15 protein-coding genes and 2 pseudogenes are annotated in these 22,145 nt (G+C 67.6%); 13 read left to right on the forward strand and 4 right to left on the reverse strand.

The window, feature by feature from the left end; translation table 11 throughout:
- Positions 1 to 66 precede the first annotated feature (66 nt).
- From hemE to hemL, 10 genes and pseudogenes are all read left to right on the forward strand, one after another.
- The gene (gene hemE, locus QFZ57_RS11680; RefSeq protein WP_306900346.1) at positions 67 to 1,161 is read left to right on the forward strand and encodes a uroporphyrinogen decarboxylase; all 1,095 of its coding nucleotides are present in this window, start codon (positions 67 to 69) and stop codon (positions 1,159 to 1,161) included.
- Positions 1,162 to 1,164: 3 nt separating this feature from the next.
- Positions 1,165 to 2,666 (forward strand): annotated as a pseudogene (gene hemG, locus QFZ57_RS11685) (protoporphyrinogen oxidase).
- Positions 2,667 to 2,771: 105 nt separating this feature from the next.
- Positions 2,772 to 3,722: a hypothetical protein gene (locus tag QFZ57_RS11690; protein WP_306900348.1), complete on the forward strand. Its 951-nt coding sequence runs from the start codon at positions 2,772 to 2,774 to the stop codon at positions 3,720 to 3,722.
- A gap of 125 nt (positions 3,723 to 3,847) precedes the next feature.
- Entirely contained in the window at positions 3,848 to 4,549 is a 702-nt protein-coding gene (gene hemQ, locus QFZ57_RS11695) for a hydrogen peroxide-dependent heme synthase (protein WP_306630593.1), read from the forward strand.
- Positions 4,546 to 5,793 (forward strand): ferrochelatase, encoded by a 1,248-nt coding sequence (locus QFZ57_RS11700; RefSeq protein ID WP_306900349.1) that lies wholly within the window; start codon positions 4,546 to 4,548, stop codon positions 5,791 to 5,793. Before hemQ ends, QFZ57_RS11700 begins: the two co-directional genes overlap by 4 nt.
- Entirely contained in the window at positions 5,790 to 6,788 is a 999-nt protein-coding gene (gene hemC / locus QFZ57_RS11705) for a hydroxymethylbilane synthase (RefSeq protein ID WP_306900351.1), read from the forward strand. Before QFZ57_RS11700 ends, hemC begins: the two co-directional genes overlap by 4 nt.
- Positions 6,789 to 6,795: 7 nt before the next feature.
- The gene (locus QFZ57_RS11710) at positions 6,796 to 7,692 is read left to right on the forward strand and encodes a uroporphyrinogen-III synthase (RefSeq protein ID WP_306900352.1); all 897 of its coding nucleotides are present in this window, start codon (positions 6,796 to 6,798) and stop codon (positions 7,690 to 7,692) included.
- Between the two features lie 63 nt (positions 7,693 to 7,755).
- Positions 7,756 to 8,739 carry a porphobilinogen synthase gene (gene hemB / locus QFZ57_RS11715; RefSeq protein WP_306900354.1) on the forward strand — a complete coding sequence of 328 codons (984 nt, stop codon included), beginning with the start codon at positions 7,756 to 7,758 and terminating at the stop codon, positions 8,737 to 8,739.
- A complete protein-coding gene (locus QFZ57_RS11720; protein WP_306900356.1) occupies positions 8,736 to 9,812 on the forward strand; it encodes an LLM class flavin-dependent oxidoreductase in 1,077 nt (358 codons plus the stop codon). The genes hemB and QFZ57_RS11720 overlap by 4 nt, the downstream gene beginning before the upstream one ends.
- 46 nt (positions 9,813 to 9,858) lie before the next feature.
- The gene (gene hemL / locus QFZ57_RS11725; protein WP_306900357.1) at positions 9,859 to 11,190 is read left to right on the forward strand and encodes a glutamate-1-semialdehyde 2,1-aminomutase; all 1,332 of its coding nucleotides are present in this window, start codon (positions 9,859 to 9,861) and stop codon (positions 11,188 to 11,190) included.
- An 81-nt stretch (positions 11,191 to 11,271) separates the two neighbouring features.
- Here hemL and QFZ57_RS11730 read toward each other — a convergent pair whose 3' ends face one another.
- The 4 genes from QFZ57_RS11730 to QFZ57_RS11745 all read right to left on the reverse strand — a co-directional run bounded on the left by QFZ57_RS11730 (position 11,272) and on the right by QFZ57_RS11745 (position 14,794).
- On the reverse strand, positions 11,272 to 12,009 hold the full coding sequence (locus QFZ57_RS11730; protein WP_306900358.1) for an amino acid ABC transporter ATP-binding protein: 738 nt from the start codon (positions 12,007 to 12,009) through the stop codon (positions 11,272 to 11,274).
- Positions 12,006 to 12,770, reverse strand: coding sequence for an amino acid ABC transporter permease (locus tag QFZ57_RS11735; protein ID WP_306900360.1), 765 nt, complete (start codon positions 12,768 to 12,770; stop codon positions 12,006 to 12,008). The genes QFZ57_RS11730 and QFZ57_RS11735 overlap by 4 nt, the downstream gene beginning before the upstream one ends.
- A gap of 33 nt (positions 12,771 to 12,803) precedes the next feature.
- A complete protein-coding gene (locus QFZ57_RS11740) occupies positions 12,804 to 13,757 on the reverse strand; it encodes an ABC transporter substrate-binding protein (RefSeq protein WP_306900362.1) in 954 nt (317 codons plus the stop codon).
- Between the two features lie 326 nt (positions 13,758 to 14,083).
- Positions 14,084 to 14,794, reverse strand: a complete 711-nt coding sequence (locus QFZ57_RS11745) for a 3'-5' exonuclease (protein WP_306630603.1) — start codon at positions 14,792 to 14,794, stop codon at positions 14,084 to 14,086.
- A 63-nt stretch (positions 14,795 to 14,857) separates the two neighbouring features.
- On the opposite strand from QFZ57_RS11745, the gene QFZ57_RS11750 reads away from it, so the two are divergent.
- The 3 genes and pseudogenes from QFZ57_RS11750 to QFZ57_RS11760 all read left to right on the forward strand — a co-directional run bounded on the left by QFZ57_RS11750 (position 14,858) and on the right by QFZ57_RS11760 (position 22,125).
- Positions 14,858 to 15,274: an MGMT family protein gene (locus tag QFZ57_RS11750; protein WP_306630604.1), complete on the forward strand. Its 417-nt coding sequence runs from the start codon at positions 14,858 to 14,860 to the stop codon at positions 15,272 to 15,274.
- Positions 15,275 to 15,423: 149 nt separating this feature from the next.
- Positions 15,424 to 18,616: pseudogene (locus QFZ57_RS11755) on the forward strand (ATP-dependent helicase).
- Positions 18,613 to 22,125 carry a UvrD-helicase domain-containing protein gene (locus QFZ57_RS11760; protein ID WP_306900364.1) on the forward strand — a complete coding sequence of 1,171 codons (3,513 nt, stop codon included), beginning with the start codon at positions 18,613 to 18,615 and terminating at the stop codon, positions 22,123 to 22,125. Before QFZ57_RS11755 ends, QFZ57_RS11760 begins: the two are co-directional and overlap by 4 nt.
- Positions 22,126 to 22,145 lie beyond the last annotated feature (20 nt).

Below are 22,145 nucleotides of genomic sequence, written 5' to 3' on the forward strand. Positions count from 1 at the left end.
GCCCCCGCGTGGCGGGCGACAGGTTGTCGTTATCTTTTGCAGCTCTTTTTGGGCACAATCAAAAGCATGACTCCTAGCCCTGCCGTCTCCGCTGCCGGCGCCCTCGCCGCAGACCATCCACTGATGGACGGCCGCACAGCGGACTCACCGCTGATCACGGCCTACCGCGGGGGCAAACCGTCCCGCCGTCCTGTCTGGTTCATGCGGCAGGCAGGCCGGTCGCTGCCGGAATACCTTAAGGTACGCGAGGGCATCGCCATGCTGGACTCCTGCCTTCAGCCGGAGCTGGCCTCCGAGATCACGCTCCAGCCCGTCCGGCGCCATGACGTGGACGCGGGCATCTTCTTTTCAGACATTGTGATCCCGCTGAAGCTCGCGGGGGTCGGCGTGGACATCGTGCCCGGGGTGGGCCCCGTCCTTGATAAGCCCGTGCGCACCGCGGCCGACGTTGCCGCCCTGCCCCAGCTCACCTGGGAAGCCCTGGAACCCATCCGCGAGGCCGTCCGCCTGACTGTGGCCGAACTGGGCAAGACACCCCTGATCGGCTTCGCCGGCGCGCCGTTCACCCTGGCCGCCTACATGGTGGAAGGGAAACCGTCGCGCGACCACCTCGGCCCCCGGACCATGATGCACGCGGACCCGGAGACCTGGACCGCGCTGGCCAACTGGGCTGCCGACGCTTCCGGCATGTTCCTCCAGGCCCAGCTCGAGGCAGGCGCCTCCGCCGCCCAGCTCTTCGACTCCTGGGCCGGCTCGCTGGGACTGGCCGACTACACCAAATACGTTGCGCCGGCGTCGGCCCGTGCGTTGGACCATGTCCGCCACCTGGGTGCGCCGCTGATCCACTTCGGCACCGGCACGTCCGAACTTCTCGTTGCCATGCGCGATGTGGGCGTGGACGTGGTGGGGGTTGACTACCGGCTGCCGCTCGATGAGGCGAACCGCCGGCTGGGCGGCACCGTTCCGCTGCAGGGAAATATCGACCCCGCACTGCTGGCAGCCCCCTGGGAAATCCTCGAGGCCCACGTCCGGGAAGTCATCGCCGCCGGCTCCGCCGCCCCCGGCCACGTCCTGAACCTTGGGCACGGCGTGCCGCCCGAAACGGACCCTGACGTCCTGACCCGGGTGGTGGAGCTCATCCACTCCATCTCGCCGGAATAACCCGTGGGCAGTTCCCCTGCGGAGCCTGGTACCGCCCTGGTGGTGGGCGGCGGAATCTCCGGGCTGCTGGCCGCCCGGGAACTCGCCGCTGCCGGCCACGAGGTGACGGTCCTTGAGGCGGGGACCACGTGGGGCGGCTGCGTGGGCAGCCACACGGTAGCCGGGCTCACCCTGGATAGCGGTGCCGAGTCCTTCGCCACGAGGTCCGACGGCGTCGCCCGGCTCTGCGCCGAACTCGGCCTGGGCGGCAGGATCGTTCCTCCCCGTCCCGGCGGTGCGTGGGTGCAGCTTCCGGATGGCCCCCGCGAACTGCCCCGGACCGGAGTCCTGGGCATCCCCGCGAATCCCTGGGACCCGGAGGTCCGCCGCACCCTGGGCATCATGGGCTCGCTGCGCGCTTCCCTGGACCGGCTGCTGCCTGCTTCCGTGGGAGCCGGCAAGGGAGTCACCAGCGTTTCCGCCCTGGTCCGGGCGCGGATGGGTTCGCGCGTGCTGGAACGGCTGGTCTCGCCCGTGGTGGGCGGCGTCCACTCGGCTGATCCCGGCCTGCTCGACGTCGACATGGTGGCTCCCGGCCTGCGGGCCGGCCTGCGGCAGTACGGTTCCCTTGCCGCCGCTGTTTCAGCCCAGCGGCGCCGTGCCAGCGCAAACACAGCCAGCGCGGGAACGGCCGGTGCAGCCGCCCAGCCGGGACCAACGGCTGAACCTGCCGGGCCGGCCAAACCTGCCAAGGCCGGCTCCGCCGTCGCGGGCCTCGAAGGCGGCATGCACACGCTCGTGGACGCCCTGGTGGCAGATCTCCGGCGCCGGGGCGTGACCCTCTCCTGGCGGACACCGCTGCCACATCGGTTTCCCGCGCAGCCGAAGGCTGGCGCGTCGACGCGGCCGGCACAACCTTCCGCACTGACCTGCTGGTCATGGCCGTGGACGGTCCGGCCGCCGTCGGGCTGCTGGAAAGTGCTGTCCCTCCGATCGCAGGAAAGAAGCCGGCGTCCGGGCCTGACGTCAAGCTGGTCACCCTGGTGCTGGACAAACCCGAGCTGGACCGGCGGCCCCGTGGAACAGGAATCCTGGTGGCCCCGCAGACGCCGGGCATTGAAGCAAAGGCGCTGACGCATGCCACGGGCAAATGGGATTGGCTCGCAGCCGCTGCCGGCCCCGGGCGCCACGTGGTGCGCCTCTCCTATGGCCGGGTGGACGGCGCCTCGGCGCAGCCTGCCGGCCCGGAAACCGATGATGAGCTGTTCGCGGCCGCGCTGCGGGACGCCTCGGCACTCCTGGGCGTCCGGATCACCGGCGAGGACGTGCGGGGCTGGGACGTGGTCCGGTGGCGGGGAGCCCTGCCGTTCGCTGCCGTGGGTCACCGCGCCCGGGCAGCAGAGATCCGCCAGGCATGCACTGCGGCCGGCGGCCTGGCGGTGGTCGGCGGCTGGGTGGCCGGAAACGGGCTGGCCGCCGTCGTTGCGGACACACGTGAGCAAATCGGCCAGCTGGCCGCCGCCTGAGTATCGCCGCTGGTCAGGGCGCCAGGGCCGGTCAGCCGGCTTGTCCGGTACACGCCGTGCCGGCTATCCCGGTTTCCGAACGGGCAAGCGTTCTGGTTAGGGTCGATGACTATGTTTCAAGACAGGTCCGAGCTTTCCATGTCCCGGACCGGTATCCATGGGGGACTCCGACGCGGTACTGCAGCCGCGGCCGTCGGAGTGGTACTGGTCCTTTCCACCGGCGTCCAGGCGTCCTTGGCCGACGAGACGGCGCCCCCTCCCCAGGGACCCGCGGCGCCGGTATCCCCGGCCGGTGCGCAGGGCAAGGACGGTCCAGGTGCCGCTGCCCCCACTCCGCGTGCCAAGGCTCCCTCCATCCTTGCCGTCCCGGGTGCCTTGCTCCCGGCGGTGAAGGCAACGGTCCCGGCCGGTTCGGCGACAGCCACCGCGAAGGCTTCGGTCAGTGCCCTGCCAGTTCCAGACCTCCCGCTCCCCACAGCCTCTGCCACGTCCCTGGTGCCCGGCGTGCCGGCTGCCGCGCCCGCGGCACCCGCCGGAACCGCTTCTTCCCCGGCACCCGCCCAGGCCGGGTCCGGCCCTGCGGCCCTGGCCAGCGGGCCCGGGACCACCAGCCAGCCGGAACCCGTCGCAGCATCCGCAGCAGGTGATGCACCTGTGCCCGCCGCACCGGCCGCTGCAGATGGAGGTGCGGGTGCAGGTGCCGGTGCAGGCCAGGCATCCGGCGCCCAGGCGTCCGAGCTGGGTTCCGGCGGGATGGCGGGAATTGCGGGCGGCGGCAGTGCCGAAACGGACGGCGCTGCAGCCGGCCAAGCCGGGACGGGCAGTGCGGATGCCACGCCTGCTCCGGCACTGCCGACTGCGCTGTCCATCAACGCGCGGAACTCCCAGCCCACCCGCATGCCGCAGGCTGCCGGTGCACCTGCAGGTCCGGGCCGCGCCGTTTCCTCCACGGAACCATTGCCGGGCATGCCGGACGCCATGGTCTGGCTGGGCGCAGGCCTGGTGGGCGTAGGTGCCGCGGCAGGGCTCGTATTCCTGCGCATGCGCCGCCCCTAAAGTCGCCGCTAAAGCTGTGGCGTGGGGTGGCCTGCGGGACGACCAATTGTGACCTTGCTCACTTCTACGGGTTGTAGAACTTTTCGGTTTCGCCTTGGGGGCAGCGAAGGGGCAAACTTGTAACCATGAGCCACACTTCTGCCGAATCTGTCACTAAAACCGAAGAATCAGCCGAGCAGTTCTTTACCCTCTGGACGGTATTCAAGCGGTCGGAGTCAGTGGTCCGCAGTGCGAATGCTGCTGCCGACTTCGAAGCGCTGCTGGAGCGGCTCGCCGAGGCCGGCGTGACGCACCGCGGCAGCTACGACGTCTCGGCCATGCGGGCCGACGCCGACGTCATGGTGTGGCTCCATGGCCCCAAGCCGGAGGCGCTGCAGCAGGCCATCCGCGACATCCGCCGCAGCACCCTGTTCGCCGGCACCGAGATCGTGTGGTCCGCCATGGGCGTCCACCGAGAGGCAGAGTTCGCCAAGAACCACACGCCCGCCTACTCGCGCGGCGTCGCGCCGGCCGAGTGGCTGTGCGTCTACCCGTTCGTGCGCTCTTACGAGTGGTACATCCTGCCGGAAGCCGAGCGCGGCAAGATGCTCCGCGACCACGGGTTGCTTGGCCGGGATTTCCCCCAGGTCATCTCCAACACCGTGTCATCGTTCGCGCTGGGCGACTGGGAATGGATCCTCGGCCTGGAGGCCCCCGAACTCGTTGACCTTGTGGACCTGATGCGCCACCTGCGCGCAACGGAGGCGCGCAACCATGTCCGTGAGGAGGTCCCGTTCTACACCGGACGCCGGATCTCCGCCGATGAAGTAGCAGAGGTGCTCGCATGAACCCGATGGACCCGACACTTGTCACTTCCGTCAACCCGGTCACCGAGGCCGGACGCATGGCTCCCAAGAATTACGACGCCGTCCTGCTCGCCTCCTTCGGCGGCCCCGAGGGCCAGGAGGACGTCATCCCGTTCCTCCGCAACGTCACCCGGGGCCGGGGAATCCCGGACGAGCGGCTTGAGGAGGTCTCGCACCATTACCGCGCCAACGGCGGCATCAGCCCCATCAACCAGCAGAACCGCGAGCTTAAGGCCGCGCTGGAAGCTGAACTGGCTGCCCGCGGGATTGACCTGCCCGTGCTGTGGGGCAACCGCAACTGGGCGCCCTACATCCCCGAAACCCTGCAGGAAGCGTACGACGCCGGCCACCGCCGGGTGCTGATGCTCACCACGAGTGCCTACTCCTGCTACTCCAGCTGCCGCCAGTACCGCGAGGACATCGGCATGGCTCTGACGGAGACCGGCCTGGACGGCCGGCTGGAAGTGGACAAGGTCCGCCAGTACTTCGACCACCCCGGTTTCGTGGAACCGTTCGTGGAAGGAACCGCTGCCGGCCTGGCCGACGTCCGTGCCAAGCTTGCCGAAGCCGGCAGCCCGGACGCCCCCGTCCACATCCTGTTCGCCACGCACTCCATCCCCACGCGGGACGCTGAGGCTGCGGGCCGGTCCGAGGGGGAGCCGCGCGAGTTCGAGGAAGGCTCGGCCTACGTGGCCCAGCACCTCGCCAACGCAGCAGCGGTCATCGACCGGGTTAAGGCAGAATCCGGCCTGACCGCGCCGTGGACCCTGGTGTACCAGTCCCGTTCCGGCGCCCCCCATGTGCCGTGGCTGGAGCCGGACATCAATGACGCCATCGAAGAGCTCGCCGGCCAGGGTGTCAAGGGCATCGTCATCGTTCCCCTTGGCTTTGTCAGCGACCACATGGAAGTTGTCTGGGACCTGGACACCGAGGCCCTGGAGACCTGCGCCAACCTTGGCCTGGCGGCAACGCGTGTTCCCACTCCAGGCACGCACCGCTCGTTCGTCAGCGGCCTGGTGGACCTCATCTGTGAGCGCACGGTGGCCAACAACATCGGCAACCGTCCCGCCCTCTCGGATCTTGGTCCCTGGTATGACGTCTGCCGCCCAGGATGCTGCGCCAACTTCCGCGCCGAAAAGCCCACGATTTCAGGGGCCGACACCACCGTTGGCACCGGCCATGACCCGTATCCCTCCAGCACTGCCGGGGAAACGGCGCAGCTGTGACTGTCCGGATTGGAACCCGCGCCAGCAAGCTCGCGCTCACCCAGACCCAGCAGACCGCGGACCAGCTGGCCGCCGTCGGGGGTTTCCCGGTGGAGCTGGTGCACATCCGCACGGATGGCGACGTCCTCACCGGGTCGCTCTCCCAGATGGGCGGCACGGGCGTCTTTGTCGCAGCCCTGCGCGACGCGCTGCTGCGCAGTGAGTGCGACGTAGCCGTCCATTCACTCAAGGACCTGCCCACCGGTGCAGCGGTAGGCCTGAGCCTTGCCGCCACGCCGCGTCGGGTGGATGTCCGTGACGTCCTGTGCGCCCGCGATGGGCTGAAGCTGGCCGACCTGCCTGCCGGAGCCCGCGTCGGCACCGGCTCGCCGCGGCGGGCGGCCCAGTTGCGGGCGGCCCGCACCGACCTGGACATCATCGATATCCGCGGCAACGTGGACACCCGCCTCGGCCGCGTCCCCGGTTTGCCCGGCAACTCAACGGACCAGGTGGTGCCCGGAAAGTCCTGTGACCTGGACGCAGTGGTGCTCGCTGCCGCCGGCCTTGAGCGCATCGGCAGGCTGGATGCCGTCAGCGAATACCTCGAAACGGACGTAATGCTGCCCGCGGCCGGCCAGGGATCACTGGCCATCGAGTGCCGTACGGCCGACGCGCCGCCGAAACCCGGATCGGCCGAAGGTTCCCGGGAGGTCCTGGCCCAGGCCCTCGCCGCCCTGGACGACCCGGACACGCGCCTCGCCGTCACAGCAGAGCGCGCCCTGTTGGCGCGGCTCGAAGCAGGTTGTGCAGCCCCCGTGGGCGCCTACGCGTACCGGAAAGGCAGCATGCTGCACCTCGAAGCCGTGGTGTGCGCCGTCGATGGCACCGCCACGGTCCGGGACAAGCGCGCCACGGACGGGCTGACGGAAGTCGGAGCCACCCTGTTGGGCATCGAACTGGCAGAAGCCCTCCTTGCTGCCGGAGCCGCGGACATCGCAGACCTGCAGGCGTCCTGACCTGGCGATGACGCAGCCCTCCCGCGAGTCCGGACCGCACACGCCACCCGGCAGCCAGCCGCCCGGTGACCGGCCGCTCGCCGGAACCCGGGTCCTGGTGACGCGCAGGCCGGAACGTTCCGGCGCCCTGGTGGAGGCGCTGGAAGAAGCGGGAGCCACGCCTGTGCTGCTGCCGCTTATCGACTTCGAGCGGGCCCCGGACCAGCATGCGGTCGACGTCGCCTGCGATGCCCTGGCAGCGGGTGCCTTCGACTGGCTGGTGGTCAGCAGTGCCACGACCGTGCACGTCCTGATGGAGAAGGCCGCCGAGCGTGGCCTTGGCCTGGGCCAGTTGGTCCCCTCCGGTACACGGATCGCGGCCATCGGTCCCGCCACCCGCAGCCTGCTGGAAGCGGGCGGCCTGGACGTCGCCCTGATGCCGTCCGGCGAGCAGTCGGCGGCCGGCCTGCTCACGGTATGGCCCGGAGGCGGGAGGATCCTGCTGCCGCAGGCAGACATCGCTGCCGGCACGCTGGCGCAGGGCCTTGCGGCCGCAGGCGGCGTCGTTACCGCCGTTACTGCCTACCGCACCGTTGACTACCCGGCGGCAGCGGAGCGCAGGCTCGCCGTGCAGGCGGAGGACGGCGGCGCCGGGCCGCAACCGGCGTCGTACTCCCTCCTGACGCCGGAAACCGCCGCCGCGGACATCGCCGGAGGGCGCATAGCGGCCGTGATCGCCGCCTCGCCGAGTGCCGTGCGCCGGATCTCCGCACTCGGTCCGCTGGGCGCCTGCAGGCTCGTGGCGATCGGCCGTTCGACGGCGGACCAGGCTGCTGCCCTGGGCCTGGACGTGGCCGCGGTGGCGGCTGAGCCCACACCCGACGGGCTGGTGGCAGCCGTCGTGAAGTCCCTCAGCCCGCCCTGACCGGCCGGCATGACGCCCCGCTCCATACAAAGCTTCAAGAAAAAATCGCGAAGGGACATGACCATGACTTTCCCCAACCAACGCCCCCGCCGCCTGCGCACCACTCCCGCCATGCGCCGGCTGACCGCCGAAACCCGCCTTGCGCCCGCGGAACTCATCCTTCCTGTTTTCATCCGGGAGGGGCTCACCGAACCCAATCCCATCACGTCCATGCCGGGCGTGGTCCAGCACACCACCGACACGCTGAAGCGGGCCGCGGCGGAGGCTGTTGAGCTCGGACTGGGCGGCATCATGCTGTTCGGCATCCCCGAAACCCGCGACGCCGAGGGCACGGCGTCCCTCGATCCGGAGGGTGTGCTGAACAAGGCCATCCGGGACGTCCGCGCGGAAGTGGGTGATGACCTGGTGATCATGAGCGATGTGTGCCTGGACGAATTCACCGACCACGGCCACTGCGGAGTGCTCGACGGCGACGGGTACGTGGACAATGACCGCACCGTGGAAATTTACGCCAGGATGGCCGTGGCGCAGGCGGAGGCCGGCGCCCACATGCTGGGCCCGTCGGGCATGATGGACGGCCAGATTGCCGCCATCCGTTCCGCCCTGGACGAGGCCGGCCACGCCAATACGTCCGTCATCGCGTACGCCGCGAAGTATGCCTCGGCGTTTTACGGGCCGTTCCGTGAAGCGGTGGATTCCCAGCTCAAGGGTGACCGGCGCACCTACCAGATGGATGCCGGCAACCGCACCGAGGCCCTGCGCGAGGTGGAACTGGACCTCGCGGAGGGTGCGGACATCATCATGGTCAAGCCGGCCATGAGCTACCTGGACATCGTGGCCGATGTTGCCGCGATGAGTCCCGTGCCGGTTTCCGCGTACCAGATCTCGGGTGAATACGCGATGATCGAGGCTGCCGCAGCCAACGGCTGGATCGACCGGCGCGCGGCCATCACCGAATCCGTCCTGGGCATCCGCCGCGCCGGCGCCCACATGGTCCTCACCTACTGGGCCGCCGAACTGGCCGGCTGGCTGAAGGAATCCCGGTGACCGACGGGCAGGTCGCTGGGCCCACCGCGCCGGTGGGGGAGGACCGCATCCTCCTCGGCCTGAACACCTTCGGGGACGTCGGCGAGAATCCGGACGGCAGCCCGCAGCCGCATGCCCAGGCCCTGCGCCAGCTGCTGGAGCAGGCGGAACTTGCGGACGCTGTCGGGCTCCATGCCTTTGGGGTGGGGGAGCACCACCGCAAGGACTACGCGGTGTCTGCGCCGGAAGTCTTCCTTGCCGCCGCTGCCGCCCGTACCACCCGCATCCGGCTGGGTTCCGCCGTGACGGTCCTGAGCTCGGATGACCCCATCCGGGTCTTCCAGCGCTTTTCCACCGTGGACGCCATCTCCAACGGCCGGGCCGAAGTCATGCTGGGACGGGGATCGTTCGTGGAGTCCTTCCCCCTGTTCGGGCTGGACCTTGCGGATTATGAGGTCCTGTTCGAGGAGAAACTCGAGCTGTTCGACAAGGTCCGGGCACAAAAGCCGGTGCACTGGGAGGGCCGCACCAGGCCGGCGCTGCATGGCCTGGGCGTGTATCCGCCCCTGGAACGCCACCTGCTGCCCACGTGGATCGGGGTGGGTGGAACGCCCGAATCGGTGCTTCGCTGCGCCCAGTACGGCTATCCCATCATCTTCGCCATCATCGGGGGCCAGCCCCGCGGCTTCCGGCCCCTGGCCGACCTTTACCGGGAAGCGATGGCCAAGTACGGGCACCCGATGCAGCAGATGGCCACACACTCGCCCGGCCATGTGGCCGAAACCGATGAGCAGGCCCGGGAAGAGCTGTACCCGCACTGGTTGAAGCTGCGCAACAAGCTGGGCGCCGAGCGGGGGTGGGGACCGGCCGGGCGCGGCGAGTTCGATGCCCTGTGTTCCGACGAAGGTGCCCTGTACGTCGGTTCACCGGAAACGGTGGCCCGCAAGATCGTGCGGCTGAAGCGGAACCTGGGCGTAGACCGCTTCGACCTGAAATACAGCAACGGGCCGCTGCCGCACGCGGCCATGATGCGCTCGATCGAACTGATGGGCACGGCGGTGGCGCCCCGGGTGGCAGAGTTGCTCGCCGGCTGACTGCGCTGGCTAACTGCGTTTCCGGCTAACTGAGAGAATAGGAACCATGACTTCCAGCAATCCTCGCAACGAGGCACTCTTCGACCGCGCCCGCCAGCTGATGCCGGGCGGAGTCAATTCGCCGGTCCGGGCTTTTGGTTCCGTGGGCGGGACGCCTCGCTTCATGGTCGCCGCCAAGGGGCCGTACCTGACCGATGCAGACGGCAAGGAATACGTGGACCTGGTCTGCTCCTGGGGTCCGGCCCTGCTGGGGCACGCCCACCCGGCCGTGCTGGATGCCGTCCACGCCGCCGTCGACCGCGGCCTCTCCTTCGGCGCCTCCACGCCTGACGAAGCCAACCTGGCCGAAATCGTCAAGGAACGCGTATCCGCCGTCGAACGCCTCCGCATGGTCTCCACCGGCACCGAAGCCACCATGACCGCAGTCCGGCTGGCCCGCGGGTTCACCGGCCGCAACCTCATCATCAAGTTCGCCGGCTGCTACCACGGCCACCTCGACGGACTCCTGGCCGCTGCAGGCTCCGGCGTGGCCACCCTCGCCCTGCCCGGCTCCGCCGGCGTCACTGAAGCCACGGCCGCCGAAACCCTGGTGCTGCCCTACAACGACCTTCAGGCCGTCAAGGAGGCTTTTGCCACGCACGGGCCCAACATCGCGGCAGTGATCACCGAGGCCGCGCCGGCCAACATGGGCGTGGTCACCCCCGCCGAAGGGTTCAATTTCGGACTTTCGCGGATCACCCGCGAGCACGGGGCGCTCCTCATCGTCGACGAGGTCCTCACCGGCTTCCGCACCGGCTACTCCGGCTACTGGGGCCTCACCGGCGGTGCGCCGGACGCCGGCGAGCCGTGGACGCCGGACCTGCTCACCTTCGGCAAGGTCATCGGCGGCGGCATGCCGACGGCGGCACTTGGCGGACGTGCCGACGTCATGGACTACCTTGCCCCCACCGGCCCCGTGTACCAGGCCGGAACGCTCTCCGGGAACCCGGTGGCCATGGCGGCAGGGGTGGCCACCCTGACGCACGCCACGCGGGACGTCTATTCCTTCATCGACGTCCGGTCCCTCGAACTGTCCTCCGCGGTCTCCAATGCCCTGGACGCCGCCGGGGTGGACCATTCCATCCAGTTCGCCGGGAACCTCTTCTCGGTGGCCTTCGGGACCTCGGCCCACGGCGTCCACAACTATGCCGACGCCCAAGCACAGGAGACGTTCCGCTACGCCCCGTTCTTCCACTCAATGCTGGAGTCCGGCGTATACCTCCCGCCATCGGTCTTCGAGGCCTGGTTCCTCTCGGCCGCCCACGACGACGACGCCATGAACCGGATCTACGACGCACTTCCCGCGGCAGCCAAGGCCGCTGCTGCCGCCCAGGGCTAGTACCGCCGTCTTTCCCCCCGGGAACAGGAAAACCCCGGTTGCACTGCAACCGGGGTTTTCCCATGCCTTCGAGCGTGCTGGCTACAGGACGTCCGAGAGGAAGCCCTTGAGCCGGTCAGTCTTCGGCTCGGTAAAGAGCTGATCCGGGGGCCCGGACTCCACCACCACCCCGGCGTCCATGAAGGTCACGGCGTCGGACACATTGCGGGAGAAACCCATCTCGTGGGTCACCACCACCATGGTCATGCCGCCCTTGGCCAGGTCCGTCATCAGCGCCAGGACGCCCTTGACGAGCTCGGGGTCCAGGGCTGAGGTGGCCTCGTCGAAGAACATGACTTCCGGTTTCATGGCCAGTGCACGGGCAATCGCCACGCGCTGCTGCTGGCCGCCGGAAAGGTTGGCCGGGCGGGAATCCGCCTTGTGCTTCAGTCCCACCAGGTCCAGCTGCTCCAGCGCCTCACTGCGCGCTTCCTCCTTGGAGAGCTTGCGCAGCTTCCGCAGCGCCAGCGAAACGTTCTCCTCAACCGTCTTGTGCGGGAACAGGTTGAACTGCTGGAACACCATGCCGATCCGGCGCCGGAGTTCGTCCGGGTTGTCCTTCAGGACTGAACGGCCATCGAGCAGGATGTCGCCTTGGTCCGGTTCGATCAGCCGGTTCATGACCCGCAGCAGGGTGGATTTTCCGGACCCGGAAGGGCCGATCACCGACGCTGTGGTGCCCTTCTCCACGTGCAGGTCAATGCCGCGGAGAACATGATTGTGGCCGAACGAGAGGTGCAGGTTCTTGCCGGTCAGGGTTCCGGAAGCGAATTCCGTCATACCTGTGCCCCCTTGCCTATAGGTGCTGCCAGCTCATCGGGTTCCTTCTTCTCCGGCTTGCCGGTGCGCAGCCGGTGGTCGATGTAGTTGACCAGATGCGTGAGCGGAATGGTCATGGCCAGGTAGAAAATGGCGGCGGCAACGTATGGGGACAGGTTGCCGCTGCGTGCGGCAGCGTCCTGCCCGATCTGGAACAGCTCGCGTTCCGTGGCCAGCAAGCCCAGGGTGAAGACCAACGAAGAATCCTTGATCAGGGCAATGAACTGGTTCATGAGGGCTGGAAGCACCCTGCGGATACCTTGGGGCACCACCACGAGACGCATCGAGGGTCCGTAGCCGAACCCCAAAGCGCGCGATGCCTCCAGCTGCCCCTTGTCTACGCTCTGAATGCCGGAGCGGAAGATTTCGCCCGTGTATGCGGCAGCCATGAGTGACAAAGCCGCAATGCCCATCGGGTAGGGGCTGTTGCTGCCCGTGACTTCGCGATAGATTGGCCCGAATCCAAGGCCGATGACCAGGATGGTGAGGACCGCTGGGAGTCCACGGAAGACGTCTGTGTACACCCGCGCGGCCCACCGTGCCACAGGATTCCGTGAGATTCCCATGAGGGCCAGGACCAGGCCGACAAAAGCCCCGATCAGTCCTGAGGTGATCGCCAGGACCAGCGTATTGGGCAGGCCCACCGCAAACATACTTGGCAGAACCCCGGCGATCTGCTTCCAGTCAAGGAAGGTCTCTCCGAGTCGTGTCAGGAAATCCATATGGCGTCGCTATCTTCTCTGGGTGGCCGGCTTCTAGTTCGCAGGGAGCTTGACGGCCTTGCTGCCCGGCTTCCAGCCCTCGGGGGTCTGCTCGGCAGCGGTCGGGCGGTCGGTGTACCACTGGGCAGTCTGCTTGGACCAGGTGCCATCGGCAATTATGGCGTCCAGGGCAGAGTTCAGCGCTTCGAGGAGGGCCGGGTTATCCTTGGCAACGGCGTAGGCCGTGAAGTTCTGCGTGTTGAGCTTCTTCTCGGCGATCTTGGTGCCGTCACCGGGCTTGACCTGGCCGGTAGCCTGCTGCGACGGTGACACCCAGGCGTCCACTTGGCCACTCTTCAGGCTGGCGAAGACAGTGTTGTAGTCAGGGAAGGCTACCGGCTCAAGGTTCAGGGTGTTCTTGACATAGTCTTCCTGCACACTGCCGCTGACGACGCCAACGCGCAGGCCGCTCTTCAGGTCAGCGAACTTCTGGGCCTTAGCGTCTTCTTTGGTCACCAGGGCCATGTAACCGAAATCGTAGCCGTTGGTGAATGCAACTGTTTCACGGCGGGCGTCCGTGGTGGAAATCGAGGAGGATCCGACGTCGAACTGCTTGTTCTTGACCTGGCTGAGAAGAGCCTGGAACTTGGTGGAGGCAAACTCGACCTTGAGCCCCAACTTGTCGGCCATCGCACGCAGGAGCTCGTTGTCGTAGCCAGTGAACTTCCCGGACGGGTCAACGAAGATATTCGGCGGGGCGTCTGACAGTGTTCCTACGCGAAGCGTGCCTTCGGTGATGAGGCCAAGCTTTGTCTTGTCGATCTTGTCGATCGGGGTGACGTCGGCGGTGGTGTACTTGTCCAGCGTCTGCTGGTCGCTGCCGGCGAGGGCGTCGCTGGGGGTGCCGCTGGGCTGGGAAGAGCCGCCGCCGCCACAGGCTGCGAGGGAAACGGCGAGGGCCAGTGCAACGGGAGCGGTAGTGAGCCACTTCATCGCTTTGATTTTCATCAGGTTGTCACTTTCATATGAGGCATAAGTCGACCGGGCCGCGAGGCAGCGCTGTGGCGCCTGGCACCTGCCCGGCGCTGGTCAAGCTGTCCGGGGCAGGGGTGACCGCAAAACTTTATTGTCTCACTAGGATGAAGGGCGGGCCTTACTCGAAGAAGGGGGAGTTGATTCCCGTTTATGTCGAAGGTAATTCTGTCCTTCGCGGTCCGGCAGGTCCAGGCTGTAAGCAGTGGCGTCCGCCGGCGAACGATCCGAGCGCGGGGGCCGCGGTTTTTGTTAAGCAGCATGACTGTGACATGCCTCCCACAGGAGCGGTGCGGCAGCGCCTAGAAACCATCTGCCGTGGCGTCCTGGGGCGGCAGTACCGGCCAGTCGCCCTCGATTACGGCCGCTGGCTTTGTCTTTCGGAGGTACCCCTGAAAATCCGCCGCCTGGCTGACCGCCCAGTCCACCTGCAGCTGGTGCAGCTGGCTGGCGGGCATTACCAGCTTGGGGAACTTTCCCGCCATCGCATCCAGGACCCGGAGGGTGGCCAGGGCATCCGCCGCGGAAGTATGGGCGTTGTCCAGGATTACCCCGTACTCCTCACACAGTGCGGTGAGCGTCCGCTTGCCCTTACGGTACCGGTCAACCTGCTTGTTCATGATGTAGGGGTCCAGGACCGGGAAGCGTGTCAGCTGCGGAATCCCGTAGCGGGCAGACTCGGCGGCAAGGACCGTAAAATCGTAGCTCGCGTTGAAAGCGATGACCGGGGTGCCGGAATCGAAGAGCTCCTGGAGTGCCGCCGCGACCTCGCGCGTGACCTCGTGGGCGGGGCGGCCTTCCCGCCTTGCCTGTTCAGTGGTGACGCCGTGGACATCACTTGCCTCTGTGGGAATCTCCACGCCCGGGTCAGCCAGCCACTCGTGCTCCTTGATGACCTCACCCTGGTGGTCCACCACGGTGATGGATGCCGTGACAATTCTTGCTGCGCGCGAATTGCGGCCGGTAGTTTCCAGGTCGAAGGCTGCACGGGGGAGGGTGTTCCAGGAACTCATGCTTCAACGCTAAGGGGACCCACCGACAATTCCGCGGAACGCCACTGCGGCTACATTGGATCAATGCGGAATGAGTACGTCCAAGCGGTCCTGGCCGTCGTCAGGCTGGTGCCGGCAGGGTCCGCAGTGTCATACGGGGACGTTGCCGAACTCCTGGGTTCGGGTGGGCCGCGCCAGGTCGGTTCCGTTATGAGCCACCACGGTGGGGCCGTTCCCTGGTGGCGCATCCTGAAAGCCAGCGGCCATGCGCCGGAGGGGCACGAGGCCGAAGCCCTGCTCCTTTACCTTGAAGAAGACACCCCGCTCGTTGGTGACTACAGGTCCTATCTCCGGACCGGGGAGGGGCGGTGGCGGGTGGACCTGACCGCCGCACGCTGGGCGCCGACGGACAGTGATTTTGACGTCATCGATGCAATTGCCGAGGAACTGGAGCGGCGGCTCCATAGAATGTCGGTGCCTGATGATGGAATGGCTTTGTGACCGTAACAATTCCTTTGACCGGCCTCTGGGACCCGCACCGCCAAGAGCCGGGTACCGGCCAGGAGCAGGCTTTCCCTGGTGCGGGTGATCCGGACAGCAGTAAGGTCCAGCAGGGCACCCCTGCCCTTCGGTTGCTGCCGCCACGGCGGGTGCACGCGAAGGCGCTTCGGCTCACACCGGACCAGCAGGCAGCAGTCGACGTCGCCCAGGGGCTCCGGACCAGTCCTGGTGCCGGGCGCACCGGGCACGGGGAAGACCACTGTCCTGGTCGAGGCTGCCGTCCAGCGGGTCCTCCGTGACGGCGTGGACCCCGAACGCATGCTGATCCTCGCGCCAACCCGCCTTGCCGCCGATTTTCTGCGGGACCGTTTCACTGCCCGGCTGGACAGGAGCCTCAGCACTACTCCCGCCAGGACGTGGGCCTCGTACGCCTTCGACGTGATCCGGCGGGCAAAGGCTGAAGGCGTCATCCCGCTTTCCAGGCCTCCGCGCCTGCTATCAGGCCCCGAGCAGGACCTCATCATCAAGGAACTCCTTGAGGGCCACAGGCTTCCGGGACTGGAACTGCCTTGGCCCGCCGATCTTGACGGTGCCCTGGAAACCCGCGGCTTCCGTCAGGAAGTACGGCAGCTCTTCGACCGCATTATCGAATCGGGCCGTACGGCCGAAGACCTTGTCCAACTGGCAGATGACTGCGGCCGGCCGGATTGGAAAGCCGCAGCAGCCCTGTACGCCGAATACCGCGACGTCCTTGACTTGCGGATGCCCGAAGCCTTCGACCCCGCCGGGATCATCACAGCCGCCCGGCAGATATTCCAGGATGCACCGGACTTCCTCGCCGCGGAACGCGCAAGGCTGCAGGTTGTCCTGGTGGACGATGTCCAGGAAGCAAACCCTGCGATTTTCGAACTGCTGGTTGATATCGCCGCGGGCAAGGACACTTACGTGACATCGTCTCCGGACACAGCGGTCCAGGGATTCCGGGGAGCCCGGCCCGATCTGGTTGCTGAGCTGCCCCGGCTGCTGTCAGGCCAGGCGCCAGTCCTTGAGCGTCCCCTGTGGCACGCCCACGGCCTGACGCCCGCTGTGGCGGAGGCGTGGTTGAACGTCGCGGGCCGAATTTCCCAGCGTGCAGGCGGGCAGCTGGCACGGCGCCTCGAGCAGCCCGTGTGGGCGGAGCAGCCCGAACCTGCAGTTCCCGGCAGCGTCGAGGCCCATCTGGTTCCCACTCCGGTGCACGAGCTGCGGTATGTGGCACAGCGGATCCTGGACCAGCACATCAACCACAACCGGGACCTGGCGGACATTGCCGTCATCGTGCGCAACGGCGGACAGGTCAGCGAACTGCAGCGCTACCTGTCCGGACAAGGCATTCCCGTGCGGGTGCCTGTGGCTGAATCCGCCGTCCGGGACGAGGTAGCTGTACGTCCGCTCCTGGATGCTTTCGCCATTGCCCTTGATCCCGCGTTGTTGACGCCGGAGGCTGCGGTGTCCCTCCTCACGTCCCGCATCGGGGGTGCCACCTCGATCGAGCTCCGCAGGCTCCGGCAATCGTTGCGGCGCGAGGAACTCCTCGGCGGCGGGGGCCGCGCCAGCGATGCGCTGCTGGTTGAGGCCCTGCTCGAGCCTGGCGCGCTGGGTGCGCTGGGTATCGAAGGGCGTGCCGCCCGCCGCACGGCCCGGATGATCCGTGCGGGGCGGGAAGCCGCCCACCTGCCCGGCGCCAACGCCGAGTCGGTGCTGTGGGCACTCTGGAATTCAACCGGCCTCTCTTCGGCCTGGGCAGCCACCGCTTTATCGGGCGGACCCCACGGGGCCCGGGCTGACCGCGACCTTGATGCGATGATGGCGCTCTTCCATACTGCCGAACGCTACGTGGACCAGATGCCGGGTGCCGGCCCCGAACAGTTCCTGGAGTACCTCCTGAACCAGGAGCTTCCCATGGACACCCTCGCAGCCCGCGCCCAGCTCGATGATGCTGTCGAGCTGATGACGCCGGCCAGCGCCGCCGGGCGGGAATGGCCCGTCGTCATCATCGCGGGGTTGCAGGAGGGAGTGTGGCCCAACACAAGGCTCCGCGGTGAACTGCTCGGCAGCACGCTGTACGCGGACGCTGTGGAACATGGCCCGGAGTATGCTCTCCAGCGTGATCCCTTGAGCCGGCTGCGGGACATCCGCTACGACGAACTCCGGAGTTTCTCCACGGCCGTTTCCAGGGCACGGGAACTGCTGGTTTGTACCGCGGTCTCTTCGGAAGATGAGCAGCCGTCGTCTTTCCTGGACTTCGTTGCGCCCCTGGGCGCGGGGGAGGAGGGAAGGGCTTTCACGCAAGTGGAACGCCCCATGACGCTGCGCGCCCTGGTCGCGGAGCTCCGGCAGCATGCCCAAATGGAGGGAACGGCGCAGGCAGAGGAAGCCGCGAGGGTTCTGGCGCATCTCGCTGCAGAGGAGCCCGCCGTGGCTGGAGCGCACCCGGACAGCTGGTGGGGGCTTGCCCCGCTGACGTCCTCCGAAGCGGTGGTCCCGCCAGGGGGAACGGTGTCCGTATCCCCTTCAAAGGTGGAGGCCGTGCAAAAGTCGCCGTTGGACTGGTTCGTCCAGGCAGCAGGCGGGGAACCAGCCACCGACTTTGCCCGGAGCCTCGGCACCCTGGTGCACGCGATCGCCCAGGATATGCCGGACGCATCCGGATCAGAGTATGTTGCTGAACTCGTGCGGCGCTGGCCCGCGCTGGGCATGAAGGACAACTGGGAGGGAAGGCTGGACTTCCAGCGTGCCGAGGTTATGGTGCGCAAGCTGGCGCAGTACGTGCTTTCGATGAGGAGTGAAGGTCGCAGCCTGCTGGGGGTGGAACAGGATTTCGAGGTGGCCCTTGGCCCCGTAGTGGTGGATGAAGCTCCGCCCCGGGAGGCGCTGCTCCGAGGCCAGGTGGACCGGTTGGAGATCGACGGCGAAGGCCGCCTTGTGGTGGTGGACCTCAAGACCGGAAAGCGGCAGCCAGGCAAGGATGAGCTGTCCCGCCACCCGCAGCTTGGCGCCTACCAGGCGGCAGTGCTGGCCGGCGGCTTCGACCCCGGCGGGGCAGGCGGCAGCGGCCTCTCCGGCGGGGCCGTGCTGGCGCAGCTTGGGACCGGGGCGGTAAATCCCGGTATCCAGCAGCAGGAACCACTCGACCCGCAGGAGAACTGGGCATTGGACATGGTCAAGGACGCCGCCGCCGTGATGGGTGGCAACGAATTTATTGCCCGGCATGACCCAGCCAAGGGCAGCCATGGCGGCCACGGTTGCCGCCTGCCCGAGGTGTGCCCATTATGCGCGCGTGGAAGGCAGGTGACCGAATGAGCGCGCCGCTGCCTGCGCTTCCGGCCGCGGAAGCGGCCCCGGCCGTGCGCTTCAGCCCTGAAGAACTCTCCGTGCTGCTCGGCGAGAAGAATACCCCCACGCCTGAGCAATCAGCCATTATCTCTTCACCCCTGGCGCCCCGGCTGGTCATCGCGGGAGCTGGATCGGGAAAAACGGCCACCATGGCGGACCGGGTGGTATGGCTCGTGGCCAACGGGTGGGTCACCCCTGAGCAGGTCCTGGGCGTGACCTTCACCCGCAAGGCTGCCGGTGAACTCGCCAGCCGGATCCGGTCAAAGCTCCTGGCACTTCAGCGTCTTGCCGCGAAGGATGCAGGGAAGGGCGTCTTTCCGGAGGGCCTGCTCAGCAGTGATGCCCTTGAGCCCAAAGTGTCCACCTACCATTCGTTCGCCAGCGGCATCGTCTCCGACTACGGTCTTCGGCTTGGCGTGGAGCGGGATGTGGTGCTGCTCGGCGGCGCGCAGGCGTGGCAGCTGGCCAGTGAGGTGGTCGAGGCCTACGACGGCGAATACGCGCACTTCCGGGCCGCGAAGTCCACGCTGGTGAAAGCCGTCATCCAACTCTCGGGAGAGTGCGCGGAACACCTCCAGGAACCTGAGGACGTCGAAGCGTGGCTCATGGCCCGCCTTTCGGAGTTTGAATCCCTGCCTTACCTGGCCGGCAAAAAGAGGAACCCGCCCAAGACGGCCCTGGACCTGGGCGGAATGCTGCGGACCAGGGCAAGCGTCGCTGACATGGTCGGCCGGTATGCCGCAGCGAAACGGGCCCGCGGCGCACTCGATTTCGGTGACCTGGTGGCGCTCGCGGCCAAGGTGGCGCAGGACGTCCCGCTGTCAGCCCAGATGGAGCGCCAGCGGTACAAGGTGGTTCTGCTCGACGAGTTCCAGGACACGTCGTATGCGCAGCTGGTCCTTTTTTCCCGGCTCTTTGGTGGCGGCCATGCCGTCACCGCGGTCGGTGATCCGAACCAGTCAATCTATGGCTTCCGTGGCGCTTCGGCAGGACAGTTGTTCCATTTCGTCCGCGAGTTTCCCGTCCGCACTGCCGCATCAGATGAAGGAGCCGGTTGGGCGCCGGCCCCCACCTCCTATCTCACGACAGCCTGGCGGAATGGCCGGTCAATCCTGGCCGCAGCCAATGTCATGTCGCAGTCCCTCGGCCGGACAGCGGCTCACGGCGGACCTGCCGGGGACAGGGCCGCCTCTGCTGAAGTGCCTCCGCTGCAGCCGAGCCCACATGCCGTGGCCGGGACTGTGGTGCTGGGGCGTTTCGCCAGCGATGTGGAGGAAGCTGCCGCCCTGGCTGACGACGTCCTGAGATATCGGGTGACTGACTTTGAGCTGAAGCCTGACGGGACTGAAGAGCCGCCGGCCCTCGCCGTGCTGTGCCGCAGGCGTGCCCAGATGGAAACGGTCCGGCGGCAGTTCGAGGCCAGGGGGATTCCCTACGAAATCGTGGGCCTCGGAGGGCTGCTGGACACCCCTGAGATTGTTGACCTGGTGGCCACCCTGCGCGTCCTTGCCGATCCCGGCCGGTCTGATGCCCTCATGCGGCTCCTCGCGGGTGCCCGGTGGCGGATAGGTCCTGCCGACCTCATGGCATTGCGCGACTGGTCCGGCCAGCTGGCGCGGAGCCGGGGAAGGGTTGCCCGGGGGTTCGACGCCGACACCCAGGACAGCGACAGCGATGAAACAGAGGCCCCCGTCCTGGAGGGTGACCTGAGCGACGGCGCCAGCCTGGTGGAGGCACTGGACTTCCTGCCGCGCGACGGGTGGACGTCCTCGAATGGCCGCACCCTCAGCGCGGGGGCGCGCAGCAGGCTGTCCAGGTTGTCGATGGAGCTGCGGCAACTGCGCGGCTACCTCGGCGATGACCTCACCACGCTCCTGGGCGAGGTGGAGAGGGCCATGCTGCTGGACATCGAAGTGGCAGCGCGCCCGAGAATCAGCATCCACCAGGCCCGCCGCAACCTTGATGCTTTCCAGGATGCGGCCGCCGGATTCCTCCGCACCTCGCAGAGAGTGGACATCCTCGCTTTCCTGTCCTGGCTGGAGGCGGCGTCGGTGGAAGAAAACGGACTGGAAGCGCCAGCCAGCGACGTGAACCGGGAAGCGGTGCAGCTGTTGACGGTTCACGCTTCCAAGGGCCTGGAATGGGACGTTGTGTTTGTCCCTGGAATGAATGCGGGAGCCTTCCCCAGCGACCGTGACTCCCGCTGGAGCAGTGGTGCTGCCGCGCTGCCCTGGCCCCTGCGCGGGGACCGGGCCGACCTTCCGCAGTGGGACCTGGACCAGCCTGACCAGAAAGGCTGCCTGGATGCGGAAAAGGACTACAAGGCCGCCGTCCAGGTCCACGGCGAGTCGGAGGAACGGCGGCTGGCATACGTTGCCTATACCAGGGCCAAGCATGTCCTGTGGGTGTCCAGTGCAGCCTGGGTGGGTTCACGGGCCGGGCGCGCCGAGATGTCTCCGTTCCTTGCCGAGCTGGAAGCCTTGACGCAGGCCGCTGACGGCGCGCCCCATGCCGATGCTGTGATCCACCCGCTGTCGCTGCAGGAATCTGAGCTGCCTCACCAGAGCCCGTTAACACTGGAAAAGGAAGAAGCAAGCTGGCCGTACGACCCCCTTGAGGGACCCGTGGACCCACGGAACGGTGAGCGTCTGCGACTGGCCGCCGGACGCCGGACAGCCATGGAAGCGGCGGCACAGCGGGTGCTCGGGATCATGAAGGCCGGCGGGGGACAGCTGGTGCCGGCGGAGGCCCGGGGGCAGGGGGGCACTGCACTGCCCGGGCCGCAACGGGGCCTTCCGGGAGCGGCGGCAGGCTGGGCACGCGAAGCTGCCCTGCTGCTGGAGCGCAGGGCAAGAAGGTCCAGTGGCCAGGATGTGCACCTGCCCACCCACATCTCCGCTTCCACCCTGGTTGACCTCGGCGACGACCCGGAAGCGGTGCTGGGCCGGCTGCGCCGGCCGGTACCGCGGGAACCAGGCATGTCGGCCCGGAAGGGCACCGCTTTCCACGCCTGGGTGGAGGAATATTTCGGAAAGGCCGGAATGCTGGACCTCGGCGAAGCGCCGGGTTCGGACGACCACATCGATGCTGCCTACGATCTGGATGAGATGGTGGCCACCTTCAAGGCTTCCCCGTGGGCCGGCAGGTCCCCGGCTTTCGTTGAGGTCCCCGTGGAAACCAGGGTGGGGGAGGTGGTGGTCCGGGGACGGGTGGACGCCGTGTTCAGGGACGCCGACGGCCGCTGGGACCTTGTGGACTGGAAAACCGGCCGTCGGCCGTCCGCTGCGCAGCTGAAGATCCGGTCGATCCAGCTGGCGGTGTACCGGCTGGCGTGGGCGCGCCTCCAGGAGGTTCCGCTGGAGGACGTGCGGGCTGCGTTCTTCTACGTTGCTGACAACGCGGTGGTGCGGCCCCACGACCTGGGGACGGCCGACGAGCTGGAAGGAATCGTTGCCGCGGCGCTCACCCGGCCTTAAGTGGCGCAGCCACACGCCAG

The organism is Arthrobacter sp. B1I2, from assembly GCF_030816485.1.
Taxonomy (GTDB): Bacteria; Actinomycetota; Actinomycetes; order Actinomycetales; family Micrococcaceae; genus Arthrobacter.

Coding starts and splice junctions, on each gene's coding strand:
- QFZ57_RS11690 (WP_306900348.1), top strand. CDS start 2,772: ATGACTATGTTTCAAGACAGGTCCGAGCTTTCCATGTCCCGGACCGGT.
- QFZ57_RS11745 (WP_306630603.1), bottom strand. CDS start 14,794: ATGAGTTCCTGGAACACCCTCCCCCGTGCAGCCTTCGACCTGGAAACT.
- hemQ (WP_306630593.1), top strand. CDS start 3,848: ATGAGCCACACTTCTGCCGAATCTGTCACTAAAACCGAAGAATCAGCC.
- QFZ57_RS11760 (WP_306900364.1), top strand. CDS start 18,613: ATGAGCGCGCCGCTGCCTGCGCTTCCGGCCGCGGAAGCGGCCCCGGCC.
- QFZ57_RS11730 (WP_306900358.1), bottom strand. CDS start 12,009: ATGACGGAATTCGCTTCCGGAACCCTGACCGGCAAGAACCTGCACCTC.
- QFZ57_RS11700 (WP_306900349.1), top strand. CDS start 4,546: ATGAACCCGATGGACCCGACACTTGTCACTTCCGTCAACCCGGTCACC.
- hemE (WP_306900346.1), top strand. CDS start 67: ATGACTCCTAGCCCTGCCGTCTCCGCTGCCGGCGCCCTCGCCGCAGAC.
- hemL (WP_306900357.1), top strand. CDS start 9,859: ATGACTTCCAGCAATCCTCGCAACGAGGCACTCTTCGACCGCGCCCGC.
- QFZ57_RS11710 (WP_306900352.1), top strand. CDS start 6,796: ATGACGCAGCCCTCCCGCGAGTCCGGACCGCACACGCCACCCGGCAGC.
- QFZ57_RS11750 (WP_306630604.1), top strand. CDS start 14,858: ATGCGGAATGAGTACGTCCAAGCGGTCCTGGCCGTCGTCAGGCTGGTG.
- hemB (WP_306900354.1), top strand. CDS start 7,756: ATGACTTTCCCCAACCAACGCCCCCGCCGCCTGCGCACCACTCCCGCC.
- QFZ57_RS11735 (WP_306900360.1), bottom strand. CDS start 12,770: ATGGATTTCCTGACACGACTCGGAGAGACCTTCCTTGACTGGAAGCAG.
- QFZ57_RS11740 (WP_306900362.1), bottom strand. CDS start 13,757: ATGAAAATCAAAGCGATGAAGTGGCTCACTACCGCTCCCGTTGCACTG.